This is a genomic window from Spirosoma flavus (genome assembly GCF_054778555.1).
The window spans coordinates 353,288-378,214 of the sequence record NZ_BAAGZL010000001.1; the positions used below are offsets into that span (position 1 = coordinate 353,288).

Annotated in this window: 23 protein-coding genes and 1 tRNA gene; 10 read left to right on the forward strand and 14 right to left on the reverse strand. The window is 47.5% G+C overall.

Going from position 1 to position 24,927, the window contains the following annotated elements; translation table 11 throughout:
- The first annotated feature begins 3 nt into the window (after window positions 1-3).
- From ACYVF1_RS01435 to ACYVF1_RS01445, 3 genes are read left to right on the forward strand one after another with little or no spacing between them, the layout of a single operon-like run.
- Entirely contained in the window at window positions 4-990 is a 987-nt protein-coding gene (locus ACYVF1_RS01435) for a sll0787 family AIR synthase-like protein (RefSeq protein ID WP_461074873.1), read from the forward strand.
- On the forward strand, window positions 965-1,237 hold the full coding sequence (locus tag ACYVF1_RS01440) for an MSMEG_0570 family nitrogen starvation response protein (RefSeq protein ID WP_461074875.1): 273 nt from the start codon (window positions 965-967) through the stop codon (window positions 1,235-1,237). Before ACYVF1_RS01435 ends, ACYVF1_RS01440 begins: the two co-directional genes overlap by 26 nt.
- 24 nt (window positions 1,238-1,261) lie before the next feature.
- On the forward strand, window positions 1,262-2,176 hold the full coding sequence (locus tag ACYVF1_RS01445; RefSeq protein WP_461074877.1) for a helix-turn-helix domain-containing protein: 915 nt from the start codon (window positions 1,262-1,264) through the stop codon (window positions 2,174-2,176).
- Between the two features lie 224 nt (window positions 2,177-2,400).
- On the opposite strand, the gene ACYVF1_RS01450 is transcribed toward ACYVF1_RS01445, so the two are convergent.
- Together ACYVF1_RS01450 and ACYVF1_RS01455 are read right to left on the reverse strand one after the other, a co-directional pair.
- Entirely contained in the window at window positions 2,401-3,129 is a 729-nt protein-coding gene (locus tag ACYVF1_RS01450) for a LytR/AlgR family response regulator transcription factor (RefSeq protein WP_461074879.1), read from the reverse strand.
- Entirely contained in the window at window positions 3,098-4,138 is a 1,041-nt protein-coding gene (locus ACYVF1_RS01455) for a sensor histidine kinase (RefSeq protein WP_461074881.1), read from the reverse strand. The genes ACYVF1_RS01450 and ACYVF1_RS01455 overlap by 32 nt, the downstream gene beginning before the upstream one ends.
- 264 nt (window positions 4,139-4,402) lie before the next feature.
- On the opposite strand from ACYVF1_RS01455, the gene ACYVF1_RS01460 reads away from it, so the two are divergent.
- Complete coding sequence (locus ACYVF1_RS01460) at window positions 4,403-5,332, forward strand: ABC transporter ATP-binding protein (protein WP_461074883.1); 930 nt, start codon at window positions 4,403-4,405, stop codon at window positions 5,330-5,332.
- Window positions 5,329-8,919, forward strand: coding sequence for an ABC transporter permease/M1 family aminopeptidase (locus tag ACYVF1_RS01465; protein ID WP_461074885.1), 3,591 nt, complete (start codon window positions 5,329-5,331; stop codon window positions 8,917-8,919). Before ACYVF1_RS01460 ends, ACYVF1_RS01465 begins: the two co-directional genes overlap by 4 nt.
- A 174-nt stretch (window positions 8,920-9,093) precedes the next feature.
- Here ACYVF1_RS01465 and ACYVF1_RS01470 read toward each other — a convergent pair whose 3' ends face one another.
- From ACYVF1_RS01470 to ACYVF1_RS01500, 7 genes are all read right to left on the reverse strand, one after another.
- On the reverse strand, window positions 9,094-10,014 hold the full coding sequence (locus ACYVF1_RS01470; RefSeq protein ID WP_461074887.1) for a helix-turn-helix domain-containing protein: 921 nt from the start codon (window positions 10,012-10,014) through the stop codon (window positions 9,094-9,096).
- A 50-nt stretch (window positions 10,015-10,064) separates the two neighbouring features.
- Window positions 10,065-10,787 (reverse strand): SDR family oxidoreductase, encoded by a 723-nt coding sequence (locus ACYVF1_RS01475; RefSeq protein WP_461074889.1) that lies wholly within the window; start codon window positions 10,785-10,787, stop codon window positions 10,065-10,067.
- Window positions 10,788-10,797: 10 nt separating this feature from the next.
- Window positions 10,798-11,703: an NmrA family NAD(P)-binding protein gene (locus tag ACYVF1_RS01480; protein WP_461074891.1), complete on the reverse strand. Its 906-nt coding sequence runs from the start codon at window positions 11,701-11,703 to the stop codon at window positions 10,798-10,800.
- Between the two features lie 127 nt (window positions 11,704-11,830).
- Entirely contained in the window at window positions 11,831-12,943 is a 1,113-nt protein-coding gene (locus ACYVF1_RS01485; RefSeq protein ID WP_461074893.1) for an FAD-dependent monooxygenase, read from the reverse strand.
- A gap of 79 nt (window positions 12,944-13,022) precedes the next feature.
- Window positions 13,023-13,862, reverse strand: a complete 840-nt coding sequence (locus ACYVF1_RS01490; protein WP_461074895.1) for a helix-turn-helix transcriptional regulator — start codon at window positions 13,860-13,862, stop codon at window positions 13,023-13,025.
- A gap of 93 nt (window positions 13,863-13,955) precedes the next feature.
- The gene (locus ACYVF1_RS01495) at window positions 13,956-14,513 is read right to left on the reverse strand and encodes an alpha/beta hydrolase (RefSeq protein ID WP_461074897.1); all 558 of its coding nucleotides are present in this window, start codon (window positions 14,511-14,513) and stop codon (window positions 13,956-13,958) included.
- Between the two features lie 348 nt (window positions 14,514-14,861).
- Window positions 14,862-16,091, reverse strand: a complete 1,230-nt coding sequence (locus ACYVF1_RS01500; RefSeq protein ID WP_461074899.1) for a multidrug effflux MFS transporter — start codon at window positions 16,089-16,091, stop codon at window positions 14,862-14,864.
- Between the two features lie 281 nt (window positions 16,092-16,372).
- Here ACYVF1_RS01500 and ACYVF1_RS01505 point away from each other — a divergent pair, with 281 nt between their 5' ends.
- A complete protein-coding gene (locus tag ACYVF1_RS01505; RefSeq protein ID WP_461077781.1) occupies window positions 16,373-16,528 on the forward strand; it encodes an SDR family NAD(P)-dependent oxidoreductase in 156 nt (51 codons plus the stop codon).
- A gap of 265 nt (window positions 16,529-16,793) precedes the next feature.
- Here ACYVF1_RS01505 and ACYVF1_RS01510 read toward each other — a convergent pair.
- The 3 genes from ACYVF1_RS01510 to ACYVF1_RS01520 all read right to left on the reverse strand — a co-directional run bounded on the left by ACYVF1_RS01510 (window position 16,794) and on the right by ACYVF1_RS01520 (window position 18,757).
- A tRNA-Gly gene (locus ACYVF1_RS01510) sits at window positions 16,794-16,866 on the reverse strand.
- Window positions 16,867-16,919: 53 nt separating this feature from the next.
- Window positions 16,920-18,191: an adenosylmethionine--8-amino-7-oxononanoate transaminase gene (bioA, locus tag ACYVF1_RS01515; protein WP_461074901.1), complete on the reverse strand. Its 1,272-nt coding sequence runs from the start codon at window positions 18,189-18,191 to the stop codon at window positions 16,920-16,922.
- Between the two features lie 59 nt (window positions 18,192-18,250).
- Entirely contained in the window at window positions 18,251-18,757 is a 507-nt protein-coding gene (locus tag ACYVF1_RS01520; protein WP_461074903.1) for a KdsC family phosphatase, read from the reverse strand.
- Window positions 18,758-18,804: 47 nt separating this feature from the next.
- Here ACYVF1_RS01520 and ACYVF1_RS01525 point away from each other — a divergent pair, with 47 nt between their 5' ends.
- The 3 genes from ACYVF1_RS01525 to ACYVF1_RS01535 all read left to right on the forward strand — a co-directional run bounded on the left by ACYVF1_RS01525 (window position 18,805) and on the right by ACYVF1_RS01535 (window position 22,158).
- Window positions 18,805-20,199 (forward strand): methyltransferase RsmF C-terminal domain-like protein, encoded by a 1,395-nt coding sequence (locus ACYVF1_RS01525; RefSeq protein ID WP_461074905.1) that lies wholly within the window; start codon window positions 18,805-18,807, stop codon window positions 20,197-20,199.
- The gene (locus tag ACYVF1_RS01530) at window positions 20,196-21,233 is read left to right on the forward strand and encodes an alpha/beta hydrolase (protein WP_461074907.1); all 1,038 of its coding nucleotides are present in this window, start codon (window positions 20,196-20,198) and stop codon (window positions 21,231-21,233) included. Before ACYVF1_RS01525 ends, ACYVF1_RS01530 begins: the two co-directional genes overlap by 4 nt.
- Before the next feature lie 109 nt (window positions 21,234-21,342).
- A complete protein-coding gene (locus ACYVF1_RS01535; RefSeq protein WP_461074909.1) occupies window positions 21,343-22,158 on the forward strand; it encodes an enoyl-ACP reductase FabI in 816 nt (271 codons plus the stop codon).
- 101 nt (window positions 22,159-22,259) lie between these two features.
- Here ACYVF1_RS01535 and ACYVF1_RS01540 read toward each other — a convergent pair whose 3' ends face one another.
- The gene (locus ACYVF1_RS01540) at window positions 22,260-23,282 is read right to left on the reverse strand and encodes an alkaline phosphatase D family protein (protein WP_461074911.1); all 1,023 of its coding nucleotides are present in this window, start codon (window positions 23,280-23,282) and stop codon (window positions 22,260-22,262) included.
- Between the two features lie 299 nt (window positions 23,283-23,581).
- On the opposite strand from ACYVF1_RS01540, the gene ACYVF1_RS01545 reads away from it, so the two are divergent.
- The gene (locus ACYVF1_RS01545) at window positions 23,582-24,325 is read left to right on the forward strand and encodes a nuclear transport factor 2 family protein (protein WP_461074913.1); all 744 of its coding nucleotides are present in this window, start codon (window positions 23,582-23,584) and stop codon (window positions 24,323-24,325) included.
- Window positions 24,326-24,378: 53 nt separating this feature from the next.
- On the opposite strand, the gene ACYVF1_RS01550 is transcribed toward ACYVF1_RS01545, so the two are convergent.
- Complete coding sequence (locus ACYVF1_RS01550) at window positions 24,379-24,864, reverse strand: DUF2628 domain-containing protein (RefSeq protein ID WP_461074915.1); 486 nt, start codon at window positions 24,862-24,864, stop codon at window positions 24,379-24,381.
- Window positions 24,865-24,927: the final 63 nt, after the last annotated feature.

Genomic DNA, 24,927 nt, shown 5'->3' on the forward strand with positions numbered 1-24,927 from the left:
GCTATGTTGCAACCGATATTGGAGAATGTTCTTGTCCAACGCGCTGTAATCGACAAACTGACCATTGCTCAGACGTACTCGGCCATTGGCGACTACGTTATGTATCAAGACCCATTTGATCGAAGTGCGCACCAAATTTTCCTCGGCGATGACTGCGCGGTGATTCCCGACGGCCACGGTGACCACCTTCTGTTTGCCTCCGAAGGAATCATCACGAGTTTTCTGGAGGCCGATCCGTGGTTTGCGGGATATTCGTCTATCATGGTCAATATCAGCGACATATGCTCAATGGGCGGCCTGCCGATGGCGGTAACCGATGTAATCTGGCTGAAAGATCGCGAACAGGGTGCGCAGATATGGGAAGGAATGATGGCGGCTTCGAGCGCTTATGGGGTACCCATCGTTGGTGGACATACGTGTTACCATACCGAGAGTCGTCACCTGGCTGTTTCCATTATGGGTAAGGCTAAGAAATTGCTAGAAAGTAAAGCCGCTCAGCCATCCGAAATAGTAATGATGGCCGTAGATATGAACGGGAGCTATTACAAGAATTACCCATTCTGGAATGCGTCAACTACAGCCAATTCCGTTCAACTACGGGCTAACCTGTCGCTGATGTATGAGTTGGCTAATCGGGGGCTTTCAGCGGCAGCCAAAGATATTAGCATGGGTGGTATCATTGGTACACTCGCCATGTTTGTAAAAGCAGCTGGCGTTGGTGCAGAATTATACCTTGATCAGATTCCCAAACCCGACGGCGTTACTTGGGAAAAATGGCTGATTAGCTTTCCCAGTTTTGGTTATTTATTCACCTGTAAGCAAGGTGCTGAAAAGGCTTGCATGGATCTATTTGCATCACACAACATTCAATGCGCTGCAATTGGAGCTATCATTGAAAATCAAGAGATTATAGTACGGATGAACTATGAGGAATACGCAATTAACCTAACTAATCAACTAGCATATGCCAGAAGTGAACGTAACGATTGAATGGCCCGATAAGCAGCGAGATAGGGTTTATTCCCCCTCAACCGTGCTGCTTCAGTATTTGAAATCAGGTGATTCTGTATCAATTCAAGACTTTGACGAGCGAATTTCGAAAGCCTTACAACTGGCCAGCCAGCGGGTTTACCAACGCTATGGGTTTGAATGTACATCGGCAATGGGCGAACTCGCTCGGTTAAAAGCCCGAATCGCTTCCATCGATAATAAAAATGGCCTGATAAAAGTGCTGTAATTCCAGTATTACCAAACGCTATCTATGATAAAAAAGGACATTCCCGTATACAGCATCGACAAGCTATCCCTTTTCAAACAGAAGGATATACAGATTAGTCGTTTTGCGCCGTATCTGGCTGTTCACAAAAACTTACATTTAGCCCACAAACACGACTTCTACCATCTGATTCTATTTTTGGAAGGTGGCGGGACTCACGACATTGATTTTCACACGTTTCCGGTACGCCCGTATCAAATCTACTTTATGATTCCAGGGCAGGTGCACAGTTGGAGTTTCGAGGGCCATGTTGATGGATATGTCATTAATTTCTCTCCATCTTTCTTCCATTCCTTTATTGCCCGGGCCGATTTTCTGAGTCAGTTTCCATTTTTCACTGGGATTGTCGAAGAGTCGGTTGTCGATATTCCGGACGAAATCCAGCCAAAAGTAAAGCACTACTTTGAGGAGCTCATTAAAGAAAGCGACACCGATTTTACGTTCGGACTGGATATGGTTCGGGCCTTATTGATTCAATTATTCATCACGATAGGCCGACTGAGTGACGCCGAAAAAAATAGAAACGCGTCGCTCCACAACTACACCATTCTCAAGAATTTCCAGAAGCTTATCGAAGGCAATTACAACACATTACGGCTACCGAAGGAGTATGCCGAAAAGCTCTTTATAACGCCTAATTATCTCAACTCAATTTGCCGTCAATTAATGGGTATCCCATCCGGCGAAGTCATCCGAAACCGGATCGTTATGGAAGCTAAACGGCAACTGGTAAATTTGGATTTAACCGTCGCCGAAATTGCGTACAATCTCAATTTTGAAGACACATCCTACTTTACGAAATTCTTTAAAAAACAAGCAGGCGTTACCCCAAAAGAATTTCGAGAGGACGAAATTAAACGCGTCAAAAGAGCCAATAGCCGGCTAGGGTCAATCAGTTAATTGGGCTCGCCCACAACTGAGAATAGTGGGCCATTTCTAAACTATAGGTTAGTTAAATACAACACTGATGAGCGTTGGTAGAATTGTATGCTATAGGATGATTTAGTCAGTCATAACCGGTATAAAGCCTACAGTCCGTCACTGGTATTTGATTTAAAAAGAATTTCCCGTTTTCTGAACGTCCGTTCAGTCTGTGTAAAATAACCCATGTTTATTACGGGAGTTTATTGTAAGCCTTTCAGCAGTTTATAAAAAGAATCGGCATAGGTCTCACTAATGGGAATGCGTTGGTCGCCAAGCTGAATCCTGTTTTTCTCGATGTGGTCAATTTTGTCAATGGCGACCAGAAACGACTTGTGGACACGGGCAAAATCCTGAGCCGGCAGCAGCTCTTCCAGTTTGGCAAAGCTCAGCAGGGTCATAATCTTCTCCTCCCTGGTATGAATTCGTAAATAGTCTTTCATACCCTCTACAAAGAGAATATCGCGGGTAGCTATTTTCTGAATGCGGTGGCCCACCTTCAGAAAAACATACGCCTGTTCATGTTTAAATTCTGCTTTTATCTCCTTCTTTTCCAGCGTATGTCGGGGTCCTTGTTCCTGGTACAGTCGTAAAACGCTTTTATAAAAACGCTCAAACGTGAACGGTTTTAACAGGTAATCCTTTACTTCCAGTTCATATGCTTTCAGCGCATACTGATCATAAGCTGTCGTGAGGATGATCATGGGTTTGGGGTTCAACATCGGGATGAAATTGAGCCCATCCAGATCTGGCATGTTGATGTCCAGAAACAGCAGGTCAGGGCCGTCTACCATCAGATGAGGAGCAGCCTCGAGGGGACTCACGTAGGTTCCTTTTAACTCTAGAAAAGGGACTTTTCGGATGTATTCTTCCAGTATTTCCTGAGCCAGATACTCGTCCTCAATGATAAAGCAGGTAAGCTTTTGGTTCATGCGCCTGTGAATGAAGACCGTAGATTGTAAGATTGACCGTAAACGTATCGCCAGTGTTCTGAATAGTCAGCGTATGCTGGTCAGGATATAATAAAAATAGCCTTTTGCGGACATTGGGCAACCCGATGCCACCGGGTTCCTCCAACGTATTAGTTAAACTTTTTGCTACTGGGTTCGCTACGCTGAAAAGAAGGGTATCTTCTTTTATCGTCACTCTTACCTTTAGGTTGCCGGGTTCTAATCGGGCGGGACTGTGTTTGTAAGCGTTTTCCAGCAGGTGGATAAACAGCAATGGGGCAACGTAGCAGGCGTCTGTCTGTCCTTCTATGTGAAGATCTACCACCGGACTATTCTTGTATCGGAGCTGCTGCAAATTCACATAATCCCGCAAATAGTCCATCTCTTTAGACAGCGGAACCGTGGCCGCATTTGACTCATAAATCATATAGCGCATCAGCGAAGCCAGTTGCATGACAGCGTCCGGAGCTGCCGGGGCCTGTTTATACACTAGTGTATGGATGTTATTTAAGGTATTGAACAGGAAATGCGGGTTGATCTGCGATTTTAAATAATGCAACTCCGTCTCCGCGGCCTGTTTTTCCAGTTGCTCTTTCCGGATGGTATTAAGAACCAGATTCTCGGTAACCCTGGCCACCCAGCTTAGAAAAATAAAGATGAGGATCGTAGTGCCCAGGTGAATACTGTAGTACCCTAAGAAAAGGTGCCAGGCATGCAGCGCTTTGTGGTGAAAAAGTATAAACGGAAAAGGGCCGGTCAGCACAATTCCCGCGAGTCCCAGAAAATACCTCCTTCCCTTTTTCTGACCGGTGTACCGGGTTAACAGATAGAAATGACTGTAGAAAACATATAGGCAGGTCCCAATAAATCCCGTGGTGGTGCTAAGCCAGTGTGTATCGCCTTCACCCCTAAGTTGCAAAACGACCAGGGAGGTGAACAAGACCCAGACCGAAAAGTGAATCAGCCGAAAGGTTTTTTTTATTCGCTCCATAGAACAAAGTTATTTTTTCCAACCTTACCTAGCTCATCTTCTCGACCAGATGCTCATTTCAATCTACAAGTGGTGAGATGAAGTCTACAAGGACTCTGGCAGAAGCCAAACCATCTTTGGTCGATTACTTCCCCGCATTCGTATATCGCGTTTCGCATTCCGATACCACAGCAATTGCTTCGTACTGAAATAGAGAAAGAACGTATCAATCGAGGTCCTTCACTTCTTTCAAGTTGGCCGATTAACCAAAGCAAATCCGATAAAATGGGAAATCAACCGTTGAGTCTGTCCATCCGAAATGTTTCTAAGACGTATACGAACGGCCGGTCCACCGGTGCGGTGCAGGCATTGACTAACGTATCGCTGGACATTCCGGCGGGTATGTATGGGCTGCTCGGTCCGAATGGCGCTGGTAAATCAACCCTCATGCGCACGCTTGCTACGTTGCAGGAACCCGATAAGGGACAGATTTTTTTGGGAGACATCGACGTAGTGAACCAGAAGGAAGCGCTACGTCAGACGCTGGGTTACCTGCCCCAGGAATTCGGTGTTTATCCCAAATCCACTGCGGAGGAGTTGCTCGACTATTTCGCGGTGCTGAAAGGGATTACGGCCCGGGCGGTGCGACGAGAAGTCACTGAGGCCTTACTCAAACAAACGAACCTGTGGGACAAGCGTAGGCAGAAATTGGGCGGCTACTCTGGCGGCATGCGACAACGTTTTGGTGTGGCGGTAGCCTTACTGGGCAATCCAAAGCTGCTCATTGTAGACGAGCCAACGGCAGGCCTTGATCCCGCTGAGCGGGTTCGTTTCCTCAACTTGCTCAGCGAATTGGGAGAGGACAGTGTCGTTATTCTGTCCACCCACATCGTGGAAGATGTCTCGGAACTGTGCACGAATATGGCCATCATCAATCAGGGACAGATTCTGCTGGAGGCTAGGCCGCTGGAGGCTGTGGCCGCACTCAAAGGCCAAATCTGGCGCAAACTAACCGATAAATATACCCTGCCCGCGCTGGAGCAGGAACACCGGATCATTTCGGCCAAACTATTGAGTGGCCGAACCCTGGTGCATGTGTACAGTTCAGAGAGGCCAGGCAACGGTTTTGAAGCCGTGGAGCCAGATTTAGAGGATGTCTATTTCAGTACTATGGCTGGTCATATTGGAAACCACAAACCGGAGATGGCACGATGAAATTCTGGACGATTTTTCGCTTTGAGTTCGCTTATCTCGTCCAGCGCATCACCACCTGGCTCAATGCAGCAGTCCTTCTCCTATTTACACTGGTGATGAATCTGCTCACCACACCGGGCGACGGTGTATACCCGAACAATACCTTCCACATTACAGCCATCACGGTTATTGGTGGTTTTATCTGGTTAGTCATAGGCGCGTCTATTGCGGGGGAAGCGGCCGCCCGGGACATGAAGATGCGGATGCATCCGCTTACCTTCACAACGCCTGTTACCAAACTTGATTACCTGGGCGGACGATTTCTGGCAGCTTTTGTGGTGAATGCCTTGTTAATATTTTCGTTGCCGTTGGGTGTGCTGCTTTCCTTCTACGTGCCGGGTCTGGATCAGGATGGTGTATTATTACCGTTCAGGCCATGGGTTTATGGAAGTGTCTACCTTTTAATCGCCTTGCCGAATACGTTTATCGCCACAGCCATACAATTCAGCTTAGCCGCTGATAGCCGCCAAGTGATGACCAGTTATCTGGCCAGCCTGCTCTTGGCTCTTGTGGCTCAGGTTATCGCCGTGGCAGTGGCAACGCTTTTCGGGAGCTGGGACTTGGTAAAATTACTAGATCCAGTAGGGGTAACTGGTATCATTGGCAACGAACTGCAAACCTGGACGCCAATCGAGAAAAATACGCGGCTCGTTACGTTAGACGGCCTGTTTCTTTGGAATCGGGTCTTGTGGGGTAGTGTCGCCGTGGGGTCATTGGTGCTTACCTACGTTCGTTTCAAGTTAGCAAATGTTGTAACCAATAGCTGGTGGAGTCGCTTTAAAAAGCGAACGAACGTACCGGCCGAAAGGCCAGATGAACATTCTAACGTAAGAGTAGCCACCATTACTGTTCCGCCCGTTCAGCGAACGTTTGGCTTCACGATCTATATTCGTCAGACGTTCACGATTGCGTTGGCATCGTTTACGAAAATAGCCCGGCATCCGTTAGGACTTACGCTGGTTGGGACTATTGCCTTGTTCTCAGCTGTACTCGGCGACCGGATCATGACGCAGTTTGAGATTCCGCTGCTACCCACGACTCCGCAGGTGTTAGCCTACCTGAGCCCTGCTGTCGGTAATCTGAGTACACCATGGGCTGTTATTCCGCTCCTGATTATTTACTTCATGGGCGAGCTTGTTTGGCAGGAGCGGGAAGCAGGCCTGGGTGATATAGCGGATGCCGCACCCGTACAGGAATGGGTACTCATGACCGGTAAATTTCTGGGGGTAGGACTCATTGTGATTATCTGGATGGTACTACTGATGGCAGCCGGTATCGGAGTGCAGTTAGGACTGGACTACAACAAGTTAGAGATAAATCTGTACTTGAAAACACTCTTTGGCCTTCAGCTCATCAACTATCTACTGGTTGCCGGTCTAGCCCTGGTGGTACACGTAGTGGTCAATCAAAAATACATAAGCTACCTGATCCTGGTCTTACTTTTTAGCTTCCTGGCCTTTCCTTCCATTTTTAATATTGAGCACAACCTGCTCATTTTTGGCGCCGACCCGGGATGGTGGTATACCGATATGCGCGGATTCGGCTCTACCCTTGGGCCGTGGCTGTGGTTTAAAGGGTATTGGATCGGCTGGGCATTACTGCTAGCGGTAGGGGCAAGGTTGCTATGGCCACGGGGAAGAGAACAACGTATGAACTACCGTCTGAAGGTAGCACAACGCCAATTTACCCAATCAACAGCCTGGGTTGCCCTAATCGCTGTAGGCCTTATCCTTTCCTTAGGAAGCTTCATTTTCTATAATACGAATGTGCTGAACGAGTACCGCAGCAGCTCCGATTTGAATGAACGGAAGGCTGAATACGAACGGCGATACGGCCGGCACCGAAACGCACCGCAACCCCAGCTTAAGGCCATAAAACTTCACGTCGACATCCACCCCGAAAGTCAGCAAGTCGAGATCCGGGCAGCCTATACCCTAGTGAATAACAATCCAGGACCAATTGACTCTATACATATTGGGAGTGTTTCGGGACTAGCGCCTTCTAACGTAACGTTTGATCGGCCAGCTGCCGTCGTGCAGATCGACAACGAACTGGTCCACCAGATTTATGCACTGAAGCAACCACTACGTTCAGGCGATTCACTACGAGTAAACTTTGTCGTACACTATAAACAGCAAGGATTCAATAATAGCGGCACAAACGCATTGGTGGTAAAAAATGGTACCTCCTTCACCAATTACGACCTGATGCCTGCCATTGGCTACCAACGCTACCGGGAACTTACTGATGCTGTCCTTCGAAAAAAGTATAAGCTTGTGGCACGTCCTGAGCTACCTTCGCTTTATGATTCTGAGGCTCGCAAAAAGTCAGCTAGTACCGATCAGGCTACGATTGAAGCTATTGTCAGTACCGTAACCGATGAGGTAGCCGTTGCGCCGGGTGCTTTGCTACGAAGCTGGACAGCAGGGAATAGGCGATACTTTCATTTCAAGACGGATGCGCCCATTGGAGGTGAGTACGCCATCTTATCAGGGCGGTATACGAGGCTGGAAAGCAAATGGAAAGATGTTGTCATCCGAATGTACTATCATCCGGACCATGCCCTCAATACTGACCGGATACTCCGGAGCGTAAAAACGTCACTGGCCTATTATACGCAAGAGTTTGGTCCATACCCATACCGGCATTTCACGGTAGTAGAGCGGGCCGGTAACGGAGATGGAGCCAGTGCTGATGCCAGCATCATCTATTATGGCGAACAATATGCGCTGCTGAATCCTGATGATGGTCCTACCGGCTTTGACCTTCCCTATTATATTTTGGCACATGAAGTGGCGCACCAGTGGTGGGGAATTTCCAGATTAACGCCTGCCTACGTCGAAGGGGCCGGAGTCCTGATCGAGGGTCTTGCCGTTTATTCGGGTATGCAGGTTCTGGAAAAGACATATGGGAACGGTCATTTGCATCGATACCTTAGCTATCTGCATTCCGCTTATGAGCGGCCACGGCCACTGGCAACAGCTTCTTTGCTTCAGGCCAACGAAAGCTTTTTATATTATCGAAAGGGCGGGCTTGCCATGTATGCTCTAAGCAAATATATCGGTAAAGAAAAGGTGAATGGGGCACTTCGGAGCCTGCTCCAACAGCGAAGCTCAGGTGAGCTGCCCCTGCCGACAACCCTTGACCTCTATCAGGAGCTAAAACAAGTGACCCCTGACTCTTTACAGTACTTATTGACCGATCTATTTAAGACGAATACGTACTGGCGGCTTAAAACAAAGGAACTTACGGTAGCGCCAACGAAAGCTGGTCATTGGCAGGTAACGCTGACAGTGCAGGCTCAAAAGGTACTAATTGATCGCACTGGTAACGAACAGGAGATGCCCATGAATGATTGGCTGGAGGTGGGCTTGTATGAGAAAGGAGTAGACACACCACTCTACCTGCAAAAACACCGCATCCAGTCTGGGAAGCAGACCATACAAGTGACCGTGCCGCGAAGGCCAGATCGTGGAGGAATTGACCCAGACTTTCTTATGGTCGACCTGCGACTTGACGATAATATAATACAACTAGGAGGGGAATAAGGTGGGCTTCTCCTATAAACTAAAAGTGGCGTTGATTATGGCTGGCCTGCTGCTCTTTATCTGGGCCGGCAGCTTATTTCAACGAGTAATCAGCAAGTTTAGGCATGGGCAGTAAAAGTGCCAGATTGCTTACTATGAAATAGCTTCGGCTGATATTGAGTAAAGACGAGGCCATCAATTTTCGGTAAACGATTGCCGGAACGCCAACGGGGTAAGGCGAGTCTTCGCCTTAAACAGCTTACTGAAGGATTGCTGGTGTTCAAAACCCAGAGCAAAGGCAATTTCGCCCACTGTAAGGTCGGTAGTGGATAATTGTTCTTTCGCCCGCTCAATGAGCTTTTCATGAATATGCTGCTGGGCGGTTTGCCCAGTCAGCACTTTTAATAAACTGCTTAAGTATTTTGGCGAAATATGCAGGACCTCGGCCAGGTAGTGAACCGTTGGTAACCCACTTTTTAGCAATTCATCTTGTCGGAAATAATCCGTAAGTACCTCTTCCAGACGGTCCAGAATTGCGTGGTTACTGATTTTTCGGGTAATAAACTGACGATGATAAAATCGCTCGGCATAGCCCAGCAGGGTTTCTAGCTGGGAGATAATAATTCCCTGACTGAACTTGTCCATATTGGCATGATACTCCTGCCGGATCGTGTCAATAATCGTGTTAATCACGGTTTCTTCTTTATCCGATAGGAACAAGGCTTCTGCCACTGAATAGTCAAAGTACTCGTATTGTTTGATGGTCCTGGCTAAAGGCGTATTCCACAAAAAGTCCGGATGGATTAGTAACATCCAACCCGAACGCTGAGGGCTCGGGTCTGGATCAGCTTCAATGCGGAATACCTGATTAGGCGCAATAAAAAACATGACACCTTCGTCAAAATCATATTCCTGCTGGCCGTATTTGAGCTTAGCCGCCATACCTCGTTTGATGGAAATCTGGTAAAAATCCAGCACCCAGCTCATTGAACTCATCTCCGGTGTACGTTGAATAGCGCTGTAATCGACCACGCTGATGAGCGGGTGTTCGGGTTTGGGCAAGCTTCTAAGCCGGTGAAACTCACTGATGGTTTTAATGCGCTGGACGGTCGACATGATTACAGGGTGATTAGTGCGTAGAACGGATTTATGGATAAAAATCATCCCTACCAAGGCACTTCACCACCATCTTTATAGAATTTTCCGGTTGCTTCCTTATGCGCTTGGGTTGCGATACGTACGATTGGCTTTGCCCCCTCTTCTGCTGTCTTGAATCCTTTGTATTGATTGAGGTCGGTAGCGGTATATCCGGGTGTAACACTGTTTACGCGGAAGGGGGTACCTTTCAATTCATTCGCCAACATAATCGTAAAGGCATTCAAAGCCGTTTTAGTCGATCCATACGCACTGTACAAATCCCAGTTTGAACTTTTGCCTTCACTCGCATGCAGGGTCAACGAGCCTACTTCGCTCGAAACATTAATAATTACCGGTTGAGTCGACTTGTTCAACAGCGGTAAGAATTGTTGCGTAGTTTGAACCGCTCCGAAAAAATTGGTATCAAATAGTGTGCGTAAATTGGCCATGTCGCCGGTGGAAAACGTCTGAGGCTGCTCGCCACTGATGCCAGCATTATTGATCAGAATATCTAACGTATCAATTTTTGATTCCAGCTCCTTTCTGGCCTGTTTGACGGAGTCCAGACTGGCTACGTCAATCTGGATAAAATCGACGTTGGTGAAGCCCAGTGCTTTTAGCTTTTCTACCGCTTCAAGACCATTTTGGCCGTCCCGGCTTCCTACGTAAACCGAGTAGCCTAGCTCTGCCAACTGTTTCGCTGTTTCGAAACCAATTCCTTTATTAGCTCCTGTTATAAATACAGTTTTCATCGGAAATAAATCAATCGTTGTGGTATACGGCTGCAAACTCGTTCGCAAAATCGGCCAGTTTTACGTTGCCCAGCGCCGGTCGGTTCCGGTAATAGTCCTCGTACAATGTACCATTGCCCTGACTGGCTTGTAATTCGACAAAACCTTTGGCCACCTGCTCATTAAAACCAATGTTCAGCCAGTTCGTCAGCAGTTGCTCGTCGGAAATGACTCGCCATTCCAGATCCGGCTTTCCAATTGATTGCCCTAAGGCGCTGGCAATTTCATTAGGCGATACTTCATCGCTGGCTACGTAACGTACCGTATGGCCATCAAACGGTTTCTCCATCTCTTCGCTAATCACGGCGGCAATGTCGTTGGGCGATACCCACGGCTCCTTCGTATCACCCCCGTAGTTGGAAATAATGGCCCCCTGACGTTTAATGGTGGGTATGAACGAGAACATATTCAGATAAAAGCCAACGGGGCGAATGAATTTGATGGCGACCTCCGCTGGTAGCTGCCGCAGGAGCTGTTCGACGTTATGATGGAATAATAGAATGCCATTACCCTGATCCATGTCCGCGCCAATACTGCTCAGGTGTACTACGTTATGGACGCCCGAGTGCTCAATGGCCTGCTTATAATGCTCACCAATCTGGGTAATCTGGTCAATAAAATCAACCGATTTATCAAAGCTATCCCCGACGGCTTCCATGGTTTCCATGAGGTAAACAATATCGGCCCCGGTAAAGGTTTGCGTCAGGAAATCGGTGTCCTGCATGGTTCCAATAGCGGCCGTTGCGCCTATCGCTTCAATCGCTTTTCTTCGTTCCGGGTTGCTGCTGATGACGGTAACGGTATGCCCTTTTTGCACCAGATCCTGGGTGAGCGCTTTGCCAATATTTCCCAGTGATCCTGTTAATACAATGTTCATTTCGTTTGCTCTTTTGTCTATGCAAAAGTCCGCAGCTGAGACAAAACCGTTTTAGCCAAAAGGCACAATGTTGTAGCCAAACTACCTTTGTGGGCCGGTAGAGGGAATTTATACTCTTGCAGAATGCCTAAAAAGGAGTTGCTTGCTTATTACTTTGTTGAACCGCTTCTTCGGTTCTGGGTAAAAAAACCGTTCTCAGGTTTTGTTCGGCTTCTGCCTGCACGCGTTCGATAAACGGACGAAAGATTTTGTTGTAAGACTGAAAGGCTAATTCAATGTTTCCTTTGTGTTTTTGCAACGCATCGGCTAAGGCTGCGGCTCCGCTCATTGCCAGTGAGCCTCCCATTCCCGCAGCCGGCGACGCACAGTAGGCAGCATCACCCACTAAAGCCACTCGACCTTTTGTCCACGATGGCATTTTGATTTGATAGAATTCAACGAAGTAAAAATTATCCGACAGCTGCATTTCGTTTAGCAACTCGGCCGTCCGCCAGCTTTGCCCGGTAAATTGCTCTAAAATAAGCTGTCGTTGTTGGGCCTTATCACGGTAATTGTACGGTATTTCGGTGTCTGAAACAAAACTGAAAATAACATCTGTCTTATTGTTATACGCATTTAACGTAACGGACTTACCCGGTACCTTGTATAGCTGCATGGTTTTTGGTTCAATGAGCAGTTTGTTCAAAATGGTGAGTGAGCCATAGGCATTCAAAAAATGAGCGTACTCCGCTTCCGGACCAAACCAAAGCTTTCTCACACCGGAATGGATACCGTCACAACCAATTACCAACTGAAATGAGCGTTGTGGACCCTGTCTAAAAGTCACGGTTATACCCTCTTGGGTCTCGGACAGGGCGGTAATGCTGTCGTTAAACCAAAACGTTACGTCGTTTTGCAAACGCCTGAACAGAATACCAATAAAGGCGTCTCGCTCGATCTCGATTTCGTCGGTATCTCCGTCCTCCATCTGAATCGAGCCTTCCGTACTATCATCCGCATTTTTAAACTCTACCCGATCAACGTGTAAGCGGTGTTTTGTCAATTGGTCAAACAGGCCCATGCGTTTCACTACGTCCAACGTATCGCCCTTTAAATCAACGGCGGCACCATTGACCCGTGGTTCGCTGGCTAGTTCAACAACCGTTACGTTATAACCGAGCTGATTCATCCACCAGGCGGTGCAAAGCCCGGCTATACTTGCTCCCGAAATGAGCACTTCTTTTCCTTTAATTAAGTCCATTGTGTTTGCGATTTTTTGATGGCACAAAGGAACTTCGCCTATTGGTGGCAGGAAATGGCAAGACAGGGTAAGTATTGGACTAATCGCGGTTTTTGACTCGAAAAGCCAACGCTGTCATCCCCGTGGCTTTCGCAAAGAGTCGCGAAAAATAGGGATAATCGTCATAGCCTAATTCGGCGGCAATTTCTTTTACCGATAGATCAGAATGATAGAGCAAGCGCTTAGCTTCCAAGATGATACGTTGCTGAATGTGGTGCGAAACAGGAAAACCGGTTGTGTTTTTAACGCACTCATTCAGATAAGCGGTCGATACAGCCAGTTGTTGGGCATAGTTTGACGGGCGTTTGCTCGCCAAATAATTACGTTCCAATAGGTCCCTGAACGCTTTGGTTATCAGCTCAAACCGTGAAAATTTGTCGGGCGATTTCGTTTTGTCTAAATAGGTTGATAGAATCAAGGCAACCAGGGTGTTGCAGGCATCTTTCAGTAACGAGTGATAAAGTCGGTTGCTTTTCCGTTCAGCCAATTTCAGACAAAGGGCTGTGACTTCGGTTAGGAGGCCGAATGTTTCGGACGCTAATTCCAGTGGTTTTGCGGGAACAAGGCTTTCCAATAATTTCAGATACTCAGGGTTCAGATGCTCAGCCGTCATAGCCAAACTGACGACCGTTACGTTGTCAAATGCGGTTGTCTGGTGTACCTGATCCGGATGAATGTAGATGAGAGACGAAGAACTTATCGTGTACTGTTGAAAATCAATGTTAAGATGAACGGTTCCTTTTTCGAGCAGGTGAAAGGTATGACTGTTGTGCCGATGGGCTAGCCGATCCTCGTCAACCGTAGTTAGGTTGTCCAGCGGAGGTAACTGCTGAAAGACTATTTTTTCAATGGCAATCCCAGCGTCCAGATCGTCCGTCATGGAATTGACTGGTATGGATTTTAGCCTTTTAGCCACTGGTTCTACGTCCTTTTACAGCACAATTTCATAGACACTATCTCCATTCGGAGCTATTCATAGCGATTTAATATCACTGGCGACAATCGTTAGATCATTATTCAGTTGATGGCCTCCGCTGGGTAATTCGCGGAAAGTCGCCCAGGGGAGTTTTTGCCGATATATCGCAAAGTGGGCAAACGGTACTTCTTCATCGTCCCGGCTGTGATAGAAGAAAATAGGTACCTCCCTGGATAGCTTATCCGCAAAATCTTCTGCCAGCTTAAACCCTACTTTCCAATCTTCATCACCGCTCCAAAATGGGGTAGACAAGAGAAAAATGGCGGTAACCTTTTTGTTGAATTCGTTTTCGGAAACGTATCTCAGCAACATGGAAGCACCCAGGGAGTGTCCGACCAGAATAAGTTCGTCGTTAATCCGAGAAATTTCGTTGCTAATTTGATTGAGCCTGCCTAGATCCGGAATGGACTCATCGGTAGGCAAGAATGGATAATGGACACGATACGCTTCGCCTAAAATCCCTTGTAACGAAGCAACGAGGTGATTATCGGCCTCATAATCTTCTTTACTTCCTCCACCTTGAATAAATAGAACCTGTGTGTTAGTATGGCTCATTTGATTCGGTAAACTGATCGTCTACTTTTATGGGTAATTAGCTTCCTGTATTCGTTTCTTGATCCGGCTCAAAGATTGATTTTTAGGGCTAAATAAGAAGCGATATGGAAAGCGGCTATTCGTTCTACAATCGTAGGATATTCTTTTACTAACTGTAAAAAGCGTTTTTCGTTGTTGACTAATGATAGATATTTGGTGAAAAAGGTGTTCGGCTATCATTCTGCCAAATCGCTCTCAGGATTTATGATTAAGATATAGGTTCTGCAAATCCGAATAGGTTTGCCAATTCCAGCCAGCAGATTGACAACTGGGATATAGATGCTTTTTAGCATTGATGTTTCTCGCCTTCTAATGAAGCAAAGCAGTATCGGCATCCTGCTGAACCTCAACCTGAGCGATTATCTTCCTTCGCCCCGTAACTAATACGAGCAGAGCAATAATTGACGAACCTGCCATGCCCAGCACCATCGGAAGGGCCGAAGGTACTTCGAACAGACTGATTAGTACCGAAATTAAGGTGCCCATCCCCATTTGTAAGGCTCCCATCAATGCCGAAGCGCTTCCGGCATTTTTAACAAACGGAGCCAGTGATAACGCGGCTGCATTAGGGTTGGTAAAACCGATACAGCAAAGAAAAATAAATAAAAGACCAATCGTGATTGGAAGCGTCAGCAAACCCGATAGCACTACGTACAGAAAAACTAAGGCGATAGCAACCTGACCAATCAACGCGACGTTAACAATCTGCTCACTCTTGTAGGTCCGCAGCAGAATCGTGTTTATCTGACTGGATCCGATGAAGCCAATCGAAAGAAAGGCAAATAGCCATCCATATACTTTTTCATCGGTGTGGAACACATCCATAAACAAAATTGGCGAGCCCGAAACATAAGCAAAGAGTCCTGAAAAAGCGATAGCGCTCGTGAAGGCATAGGTATAAAATTGGGGTTCACGTAACACCTGCCAGAAATTATGCAAAATCGGTTTGGGCTTCAGCGAGATCGACTTGTCGGGTTTATAACTGGCAGGCAACCATAAGAAAACGGCTATCAAAATGGCGATGCCCATTCCCATCAGAATGAAAAATATCGTTTGCCAACCCCAGGTTGAGGTCACATAACCCCCAATCGTTGGGGCGATCATGGGTGAAGCGCCCACTACCAGTAATAACAAAGAGAATACTTTGGCATTGTCCTTCACTGGAAACAAATCGCGCACCATCGCCACCGAGGCTACCGCTGCCGCACAACTCCCAATGGCCTGGATGACACGCATGAAAATTAGTCCGTCGATACTTGTCGTAAATGCGCAGCCTGCCGATGCCAGTATATAGACGATCAGACCGATATATAACGGTTTTTTTCGACCAAACCGGTCGAGTAATGGTCCATATAGAAGTTGGCCAAGGGAAATACCGATGAAAAACCCGGATAAAGAGAGTGAGACTTTGGCCGGGGTAGTGTGTAGATCGTTGGCAATGGCAGGGAAGCCCGGTAGATACATGTCAATGGAAAAGGGTCCCAGCGCGGTTAAACTACCTAAAATCAGGATTAGAAAGAAATATGTCTTTGGGGACATTAGAAGTTACTGAGTGAAAGCGATTAGCTATTATTCTAGAGACACTAATTCAAGCTTATTAATTTCAGAAACCGCCACGGATTATGTTGAAATTTGACGATATAGCCACGGAGCAGCACGAATTGTCGCCAATTTTTTTGTTCTGAGACGATATACTGAATGCATGAATCAGGTAGACAGTCCGATCATTGCCTAATTCCTCACTGGCTGGCAAAAGGTGCAGCGGATCATAGAACGACATTCTTAAACGCGATAGACATGGATTTACAGTTGGGTGGGAAATCGCTTTAGTAACCGGAGCAACGGATGGCATCGGTCTGTCAATTAAGAAAACACTGGCTTATGAATGGGCCAAAGTCATACTAAATGGCCGGACTAAGGAACGAGTCGATGCATCAGCCCAGCCCTTGATTAGGAGTACTTTAGTTAAACATTAAACAGGTTTTATTTCTATTGTTTTAGATTCTATAAATCTTGGAGTTTGTAAACTTTCGGTATTGCCAGATTCATCATGGGTGAAAAATGGGTGGTACTTTTTATTCTTCATTCTTATTGTTGAGCTTGATTAATTGACTCCAGTATTGCAAGCAATAGCTAACTATTTAGGCGAACCTGAGGAGTTGTTTTATTGAAAATTTTACCTCAAAAAAAAGCTGGCTAACTAATAAGTTAACCAGCTAATAATGAGATAGTATAATGTTGAGCGGGAAATGGGTCTCGAACCCACGGCCTGCAGCTTGGGAAGCTGCCGCTCTACCAACTGAGCTACTCCCGCCTGATGAAACAAAATTGTACGATTTACATCGAAATGTCAAGCACTCCAACCATTTATAGAGTCACTAAAAGATGCTCAATTTGTTCATAAACGTAATCCAACTGCTCGTCGGTAGTACAGTAAGGGGGCATCAGATACAATACGTTTCCTAATGGTCGCATTAGTATACCCCGTTCCAGCAGAAAGTTATAAGCTACGTCGCGGACCGAATTGAAATAGGAAGTTTGTTCACCAGCTTTCAAATCAAAGGCGAGTAAAGTACCCCGTTGTCTGATAGTTTCGACAGCTGGGAACGTAGCAAGTCGCTGAGCGAAATCGGCGTTACGTTGCGCAATACGTTGAATGCTACGTTGCGTATCATCATTCAACAGCAAATCCATACTGGCTAATGCAGCCGTACAAGCTAGTGGATTCGCCGTAAACGAGTGCCCGTGAAAAAGAGTTTTAAACTTATCATCAGACAAAAATGCATCATAAATAGCCTGCGTACAGGTAGTTACGCCTAGGGCCATCGTTCCTCCCGTAATGCCTTTCGACAGGCACATCAGGTCCGGTTTTTCCTGCAAATAATCAGAAGCAAACAACTTACCCGTTCGCCCGAAGCCGGTCATGACTTCATCAGCAATAATAAGTACGTTATGACGACGAGCAATGTGAATGAGTTTATCCAGAATATCAGGCGAATACATATTCATGCCGCCCGCCCCCTGAACGAGGGGTTCAATGATGAAAGCCGCTACGTTGTCGGTGAATAACTTTTCGGCCTGTGCCAGTACGTCGGCTTCTTGTCCGGCTGTGGGAAAAGGCAGGTAATCTACATCGAATAGAAAGGGAACGAACGGAGCGGTAAACGCACTACGTCCTCCCACCGCCATCGCGCCGAACGTATCGCCATGATATGCGTTTTCCAGCGCCACTATGTTCTGACGAGGCTTGCCGATATTATGCCAATACTGAAACGCCATTTTCAGCGCAACCTCTACAGCTGTAGACCCATTGTCGGAGTAAAACACTTTTGACTGATTCGCCGGGAGAATTTCCAGCAAACGTTCGGCTAATTCGACGGCGGACGGGTGGGTAAAATCGGCAAAAATAACGTGTTCCAGCGTTCGTAACTGCTCCGATACGCGCTCGGCAATATAGGGGTGGGCGTGGCCATGCAAATTGACCCACCACGATGAAATCATGTCCAGATACGTGCGTCCATCAGCACCATAAAGCACTGAACCCTCGCCACGTACAATAGGAGTAGGTAGTGGGGCTAATTGCATTTGCGTGAACGGATGCCAGATAACGGCCCGGTCGCGCTTGGCTAAATCACTCATAATTGTAACGCGGACATCTTGTCCGCATAGTTAATAACACGGCGGACAAGATGTCCGCGTTACCATTTTCCCTGTGCTCGCATCACTTGCTCTATTACGTCGCGGACGGCACCCTTACCTCCCGATTTTGGCGAGACGTACCGGCTAATGGCCTGAATTTCAGCCACGGCATCGGCTGGGCAGGCACTTAGTACGTCGGGGCGACTCATGATTGGGTAGTCGGGGAGGTCGTCGCCCATATAGAGAATTTCGGATTCGTTGAGGCTGTCGCGTGTTACGTAGCCGAGATAGGCGTTTACTTTCTGGTCTGGTGGGCCACCCATGAATACGTCTTTTACATGCATGCTTATCAGCCAGTTACGTATCCCTTCAGCATTGGCCGACGAGACAATACCAACGCGGAATCCGGCTTTCAGCGCCTGTTCAATTGCAAACATATCGTGAATATTGATGGTCCGAAAGCGCTCTCCTGAAGCCAGAAGATGCACGTCACCGTTGGTCATTACGCCGTCAATATCGAAAATAAACGTCCTGATTCGGCTAAATTGGTCATGTGTTGCTGCCATGCTGCAAGTTTAACGAAAACCGCCCGACTGTTCCGTATTTTTGCCTGATGAATCCTCCTTCCAATCAGTTTCCAACAGCATTACCTCCTGCTTTTCAGGAGCAAATGCAGACGCAGTTACCCAATGATTTTTCCCAGTTTCAACAGGCATTAACGGAACCGGCCCCTGTCAGTATTCGGGTGAATCCGAGTAAACCCGCCGTTGATACGTCCGGGTTACTTTCCGTTCCCTGGTGCGCAGAAGGTTTCTACCTACCCGAGCGCCCAAACTTTACGCTCGATCCGCTGTTTCAGGCGGGTGCGTACTACGTTCAGGAGGCTTCTTCCATGTTGTTGAGCGAAGCACTACGGCAAACCGTCAGGCTGAATCGACCGCTTCGGATACTGGATTTATGCGCGGCCCCCGGTGGGAAAAGTACGTTGCTAGCGTCGATGATCTCACCGGATAGTCTGCTGATTTGCAATGAAGTGATTCGGAGCCGGGTGTCGGTGCTACGTGAAAATCTCGATAAATGGGGTTATCCAAACGTAGTGGTGAGCAATCACGATCCAAACGAGCTAGACAAATTAGCCGGTTTTTTCGACGTAGTGGTTGTTGACGCGCCCTGTTCGGGTGAGGGTTTGTTTCGGAAAGATCCGTCGGCTGTTGAGGAATGGTCGGAAGCGAACGTAGCACTTTGCTCGGCCCGCCAGAAACGCATTCTGAGTTCGGCTGCTCCGTTGCTCGATGAAGGTGGTATTCTCATTTATAGCACCTGTACGTATAACGACGCCGAAAACATCGACAACGTCCGGTTCCTGACTCAGAATGGTTTCCGAAATCGACAACTCGATTTGCCAGTTGAGTGGAACGTAGTGGAAAAAGATGTGGATAACGCGGTTGGGTATCAGTGTTTTCCTCACCGCGTGCGGGGCGAAGGTTTTTTTATCAGCGTTTTTCAGAAAACCGCGTTTACCGCTTCCGTGAAAGTGGATGCCCGCACCTTTCGGAGTATCCGCGCGCTACGCCCCCGGGAAACGGCGTCGGCTTCTGGCTGGCTTCAGAATCCAACCGATTTTTCGTTCTGGGAAAAACCAAATGGCGACGTAATGGCGTTACCCAAATCGCTCGAAAAAACGTTTCTGTTTTTAGATAGTACGTTGCGACAGAAGGGTTTCGGCCTGGAAATGGGTCAGTTTAAAGGCCAGGATTTTATTCCATCGCACGCGTTGGCACTTAGCACGTCGGTCCGAAAAGATCTACCCGCTCTGGACCTCAATAAAGAAGAAGCGCTACGTTATTTTAAAAAGGAAAATTTAATGCCCGATTCAGTCGTTAAAGGTTGGTTAACAGCGCGCTACAACGGCTTGAATCTGGGTTGGGTAAAAGGCGTAGGTAATCGGGTAAATAATTATCTGCCGAAAGACTGGCGAATTAGAATGGATATTAAAGAATATACATGAAACGAGTTTGGGTTATAGCTGGGCTGTTGGTAGCGGTTATGGTAGTAGGATATTTACTCGGTCCGATGGCAAAATCAGATCCTGTTCGTGATGAACCGGTTACGGTTGATACCGATTTAATACGGCTCGAACAACGTATCGGCGACGCCGAGCGAGCAGCCAATCTGCGACCCGATAACGAAGCGCGGATTATCTGGGCCGATAGTTTGCGGAAAGTAAAAACGCCTTACAGCATCATTTATCTGCCTGGTTTTTCGGCAAGCTGGGCCGAGGGCGATCCCATTCACAAACAGATTGCCCGTCATTTTGGCTGCAATCTGTATCTGGCCCGCACGGCTGAACACGGCATTAAATCTCCCGATGCGCTCAAGAATATTACGCCTTCCAACTATGCGGCATCAGCCGAACGAGCGTTGGCCGTGGGCAAAGCTCTGGGGGAGAAAGTTATTGTAATGGGTACGTCGGCGGGAGGAATGTTAGCGCTGTATCTGGCGGCCCGCCACCCTGAAATTGAAGGCTTGGTCTTGTATTCGCCCTGCATTGCGGTGGCTAATCCCGCACTACGTCTGGTAACGGGCCCGTGGGGGCAGCAAATTATTGATCAGGTTTTTCCGGATAGACACATTACCAATACGCATTACAATGGCGAACGGGCCGTGTATTGGCTGCCGAAATACCACACAAACGGCCTGCTTACCTTGCAAACAATGATTGATCGGTACATGACAAATGAACAATTTGAGAAAGTGAAGCAGCCCGTATTTATGGGTTATTACTACAAAGACGAAGAACATCAGGACAACGTCGTGTCGGTAGAAGCCATGCTTACGATGTATAATCAGTTAGGTACATCGGAACGTAACAAACAAAAGATTGCATTTCCGAACGCGGGTGCTCATGTGATTGCTTCCCACTTCACTTCCAGCGACTTAAAAGGCGTTTATCAGGCTACCGAATCGTTTCTTGCCAACGTAGTGAAACTGCCGTCGGCGCCGGCTCCTTCAACTCCGGTAGTCCTTCGCCCAAAAAAATAAGCTAACTTTGGGGAGATTTTGTGAAAAATGAAGAGTGAGGAATGAATAATAGCCACGGTGCTATTTTCTTTTTCACTTGTCATTCTTCACTCTTCACTCTTTTTAAAACATGGCCTACGGATTATTGAACGGAAAACGGGGCATCATTTCCGGTGCTCTAGACGAAAAATCGATTGCCTGGAAAGTTGCGCTGAAGGCGAAAGAAGAAGGCGCCACCTTTACCCTCACCAATGCACCCATTGCCATGCGCATGGGCGCCATCAACCAACTGGCAGAACAATGCAGTGCCGAAATTATTCCGGCCGATGCTACGTCGGTTGACGATCTCGAAAATTTGTTCACCAAATCGCAGGATGTGCTGGGCGGCAAAGTTGACTTTGTTTTGCACAGCATCGGCATGAGCCCCAACGTTCGGAAAGGAAAAGCTTACTCCGACCTGAATTACGAGTGGTATAAACAAAGCGTCGATATTTCGGCGATGTCGCTGCACAAAATGTTGCAGACGGCTTATAAACTCGATGCCATCAGCGAATGGGGCTCAGTTGTAGCGCTCACTTATATGGCGGCTCAACGCACGTTTCCATTCTATAACGACATGGCCGATGCCAAAGCCCTGCTCGAATCGGTGGCGCGTAGCTTCGGCTACCATTACGGCAAATACCGGAACGTGCGCGTGAATACGGTGTCGCAATCGCCAACGCCTACGAAAGCGGGAAGCGGTATTGGTGGTTTCGATAAATTCTTCGAATTCGCCGAAAAAATGGCTCCGCTGGGCAACGCCACCGCCGATCAGTGCGCCGATTACGTCGTTACGTTATTCTCTGACCTGACGCGCATGGTTACCATGCAAAATCTTTTTCACGATGGCGGTTTTTCGATGACCGGCATCTCGGAAGAGGTAATGGGGTTACTGACGAAGGAATAATATATGGGCCAGGCTCCGGCTTGGCCGCATAATCAGCAGCAGATTTTTACAAGGGCCAAGCTGAAACGGTTCGCCGTAGCGGCTTGGCCCTTTCTTTTACCTTAAAACCTAATTTCCTGCGTCAGGTACGTAGCGCGGTCATCGCCGTTTATGCGGACGGTGGCTGTTAAGGGTCTTGATTCCCAATTGACGGTTATCAGGCCGTAGTTGAGTTTAGAAACCATGTCGCCAACGCGGTAGTGATTCGGTTCTTCGTGCGGGGCCGATACGTGCGTAAGGCCGCTGCTGGTGATGTCGAATAGCTCATAACCAAGTCCTGGTACGTTAACCTTCGATACTTCAGCCATGTGCCGGTCGCCACTGATAAAGAAAGCGCCCTTCGGTTTGGTTTTGCCGATAATGTCCAGAAGCCGCTGGCGGGAAGTCGGGAAATTGGCCCACTTTTCATAAACATGCTGATCGGGAAGCACCTGAATGCCACTGCCGATAATATGCACATCGGCGTCGGAGTTGGTCAATTGGGTCTCCAGCCATTTCCACTGCGTTTCGCCCAGAATGTCGCCCGTTGGGTCTGGTACGTTCTTTTTGTCTTCTTTCTTCAATGGATCGCGGAAATAACGCGCATCCAGCAGAATCACTTTTACGCGTTTCCCTTTCGGACCATACGTATTGACCGAATAGGCACCTTCCTGCTTGCGTAGCGGACTGCCGGCCGGTACGTCCAGGAAATCGAGCATAACTTGCTGGCTTTCTTTTCGTTTGGGATATTCTTTGCCGCCATCGTTCACGCCATAATCGTGATCATCCCACACGCCAATAATCTTCGTCGACTGACGTAGTTGCTGGTAAATGGGGTTCGATTTCTGAACCGCGTATTTGGCACGTAGCGTGTCCATGCTTTCCGAATCGCCGTAAATGTTATCGCCGAGCCAAATCCACAAGTCGGGTTTCTGGGCCACTACGTCGTCCCAAAGCGGTTGCGGCAAACTCTGACGACTGCACGAACCAAAAGCAATATTGGTAACAGCTTTCTCTTCTTGAACCGCCGACGTAGTGGTTTTCGACGTACCGCAACCTATAAATACAAGGCTGCTGAAAAGAAAAAGAGCGAAAAAGTATCTCATGGGATGAATTGGGTTGTTCGGCTGTAAAAGTAAAAATGCTACGTCGTTTCACCTCAGTTTTCCAAATTTGTTAACTTTACCGTCCTGAAAGTTTGCATCACATACCACTCCTGATTGCCAAACGTAGCTGCTCATACGTAGCACGTTTCCCGGCCACGACTGCTTTAGTCCAAGCAGCCGATTTATCCTATTTCAAAAAGAGTTCTCTGCCACATCGTTCGTGGTGAAGCGTATCTTATTTATTCAGCCCTGGCGTTGCGTCTGAACGTAATGCTCAGGTAATCAACAATGTATTTATCATGAAACAAGAGACATTAAATAAATCCATAATTCTTGATTTCTATCGGCGGGCTGTCGCGCAGGGCGATATTGCGTTTGCAGCAGAAATCATTGCCGATGAGTATATCCAGCACAGTCCGACGGTTAAGCCGGGAAAAGAAGGGTTATTAGAAGCGCTTTCAATGATGAAGCAAATGCCCAAACCGCCTGTTTCATCGGCTCCGTTTATGCGCCTGATTGCCGAAGATAATTACGTAATCACCAACATGAGTTTCGATTGGGGCGGGCATCGGAAAGCCGTACTTGATCTGTATCGATTGGAAAATGGCAAAGTCGTTGAACATTGGGACGCTATGCAAGACCAGCCCGCCACAAGCCTACATGGTCATGCGCTCATGGATGGACCGATGCCTTTAGACGATAGTAGTCTTACGGCTGGTAATAAGGCCATTATACGGGCATTCTATCAGCAGGTCTTTGTGAAAAGAGACATCAGTGTATTACCCAATTTTGTGGCCCAAGACCTCGTTCAGCACCGATCCGATATAGCGAACGGTCTTGACGGACTAACCACGTATTGGCAGCAACAGGCAGCATCGCTGAAAGTTGGGAACGTAGCGCGGATCATCGGTGAGGCTGATTTTGTTGTTATTCAGTACGAGAGCCGACAAGGAAGTCGAATCACTACGTTCTACGATATTTTTCGACTGAATGACGGTAAAATAGTAGAGCAGTGGGGCTTGAATCAGGTTGCTGCGTTGTGAATGTAAAGAATCCTGCTGGCTTTGGCATCCGTGCGAAGCCGGCAGGAACTACATTACGCCAGCTTAACGCCCAGACTTTCAGCAATCATAGTGAACACGAAAGCGGTTACCAGAATGATGGCCAGTACGATAAACGGCCCGTACCAGGTTACTCCGCCTTGCTGACTTACTAAATCAATAAGGCGTTCTTCTGAAGCGCCCTGATTTTGGGCCAGAATGCGGTTTACCCGACGTTTGGCAAAATTGATATACAGTCGGTTACTGATGAATCCGACGACCAGATTAATCAAAATCGTAACGATAGGAGAATTACTTGTCTGGGTTTTTGGCGGAAAGATCAGCTCTTCGGCTAAATTCTCACCAAAAATAAGAACTGCCGTAATGAAAGCCTGCAAGTACATTTTCCGATAACCCATCCACAGTACACCGGCCAGAAAAGCCGCGCCATTAAACTGCACTTTGCCCGTTTCAATATCGTCATTCGCCTGAACGTAGTATTCTGCCTGTGGCCCGAAAAAATAGGGGAGGTACGGATTCATAAAGAAGTTATAGAGTCGTAAGGTTATAAAGTTGCAGAGTTATAGAGTTCTGAATGCGTCAGC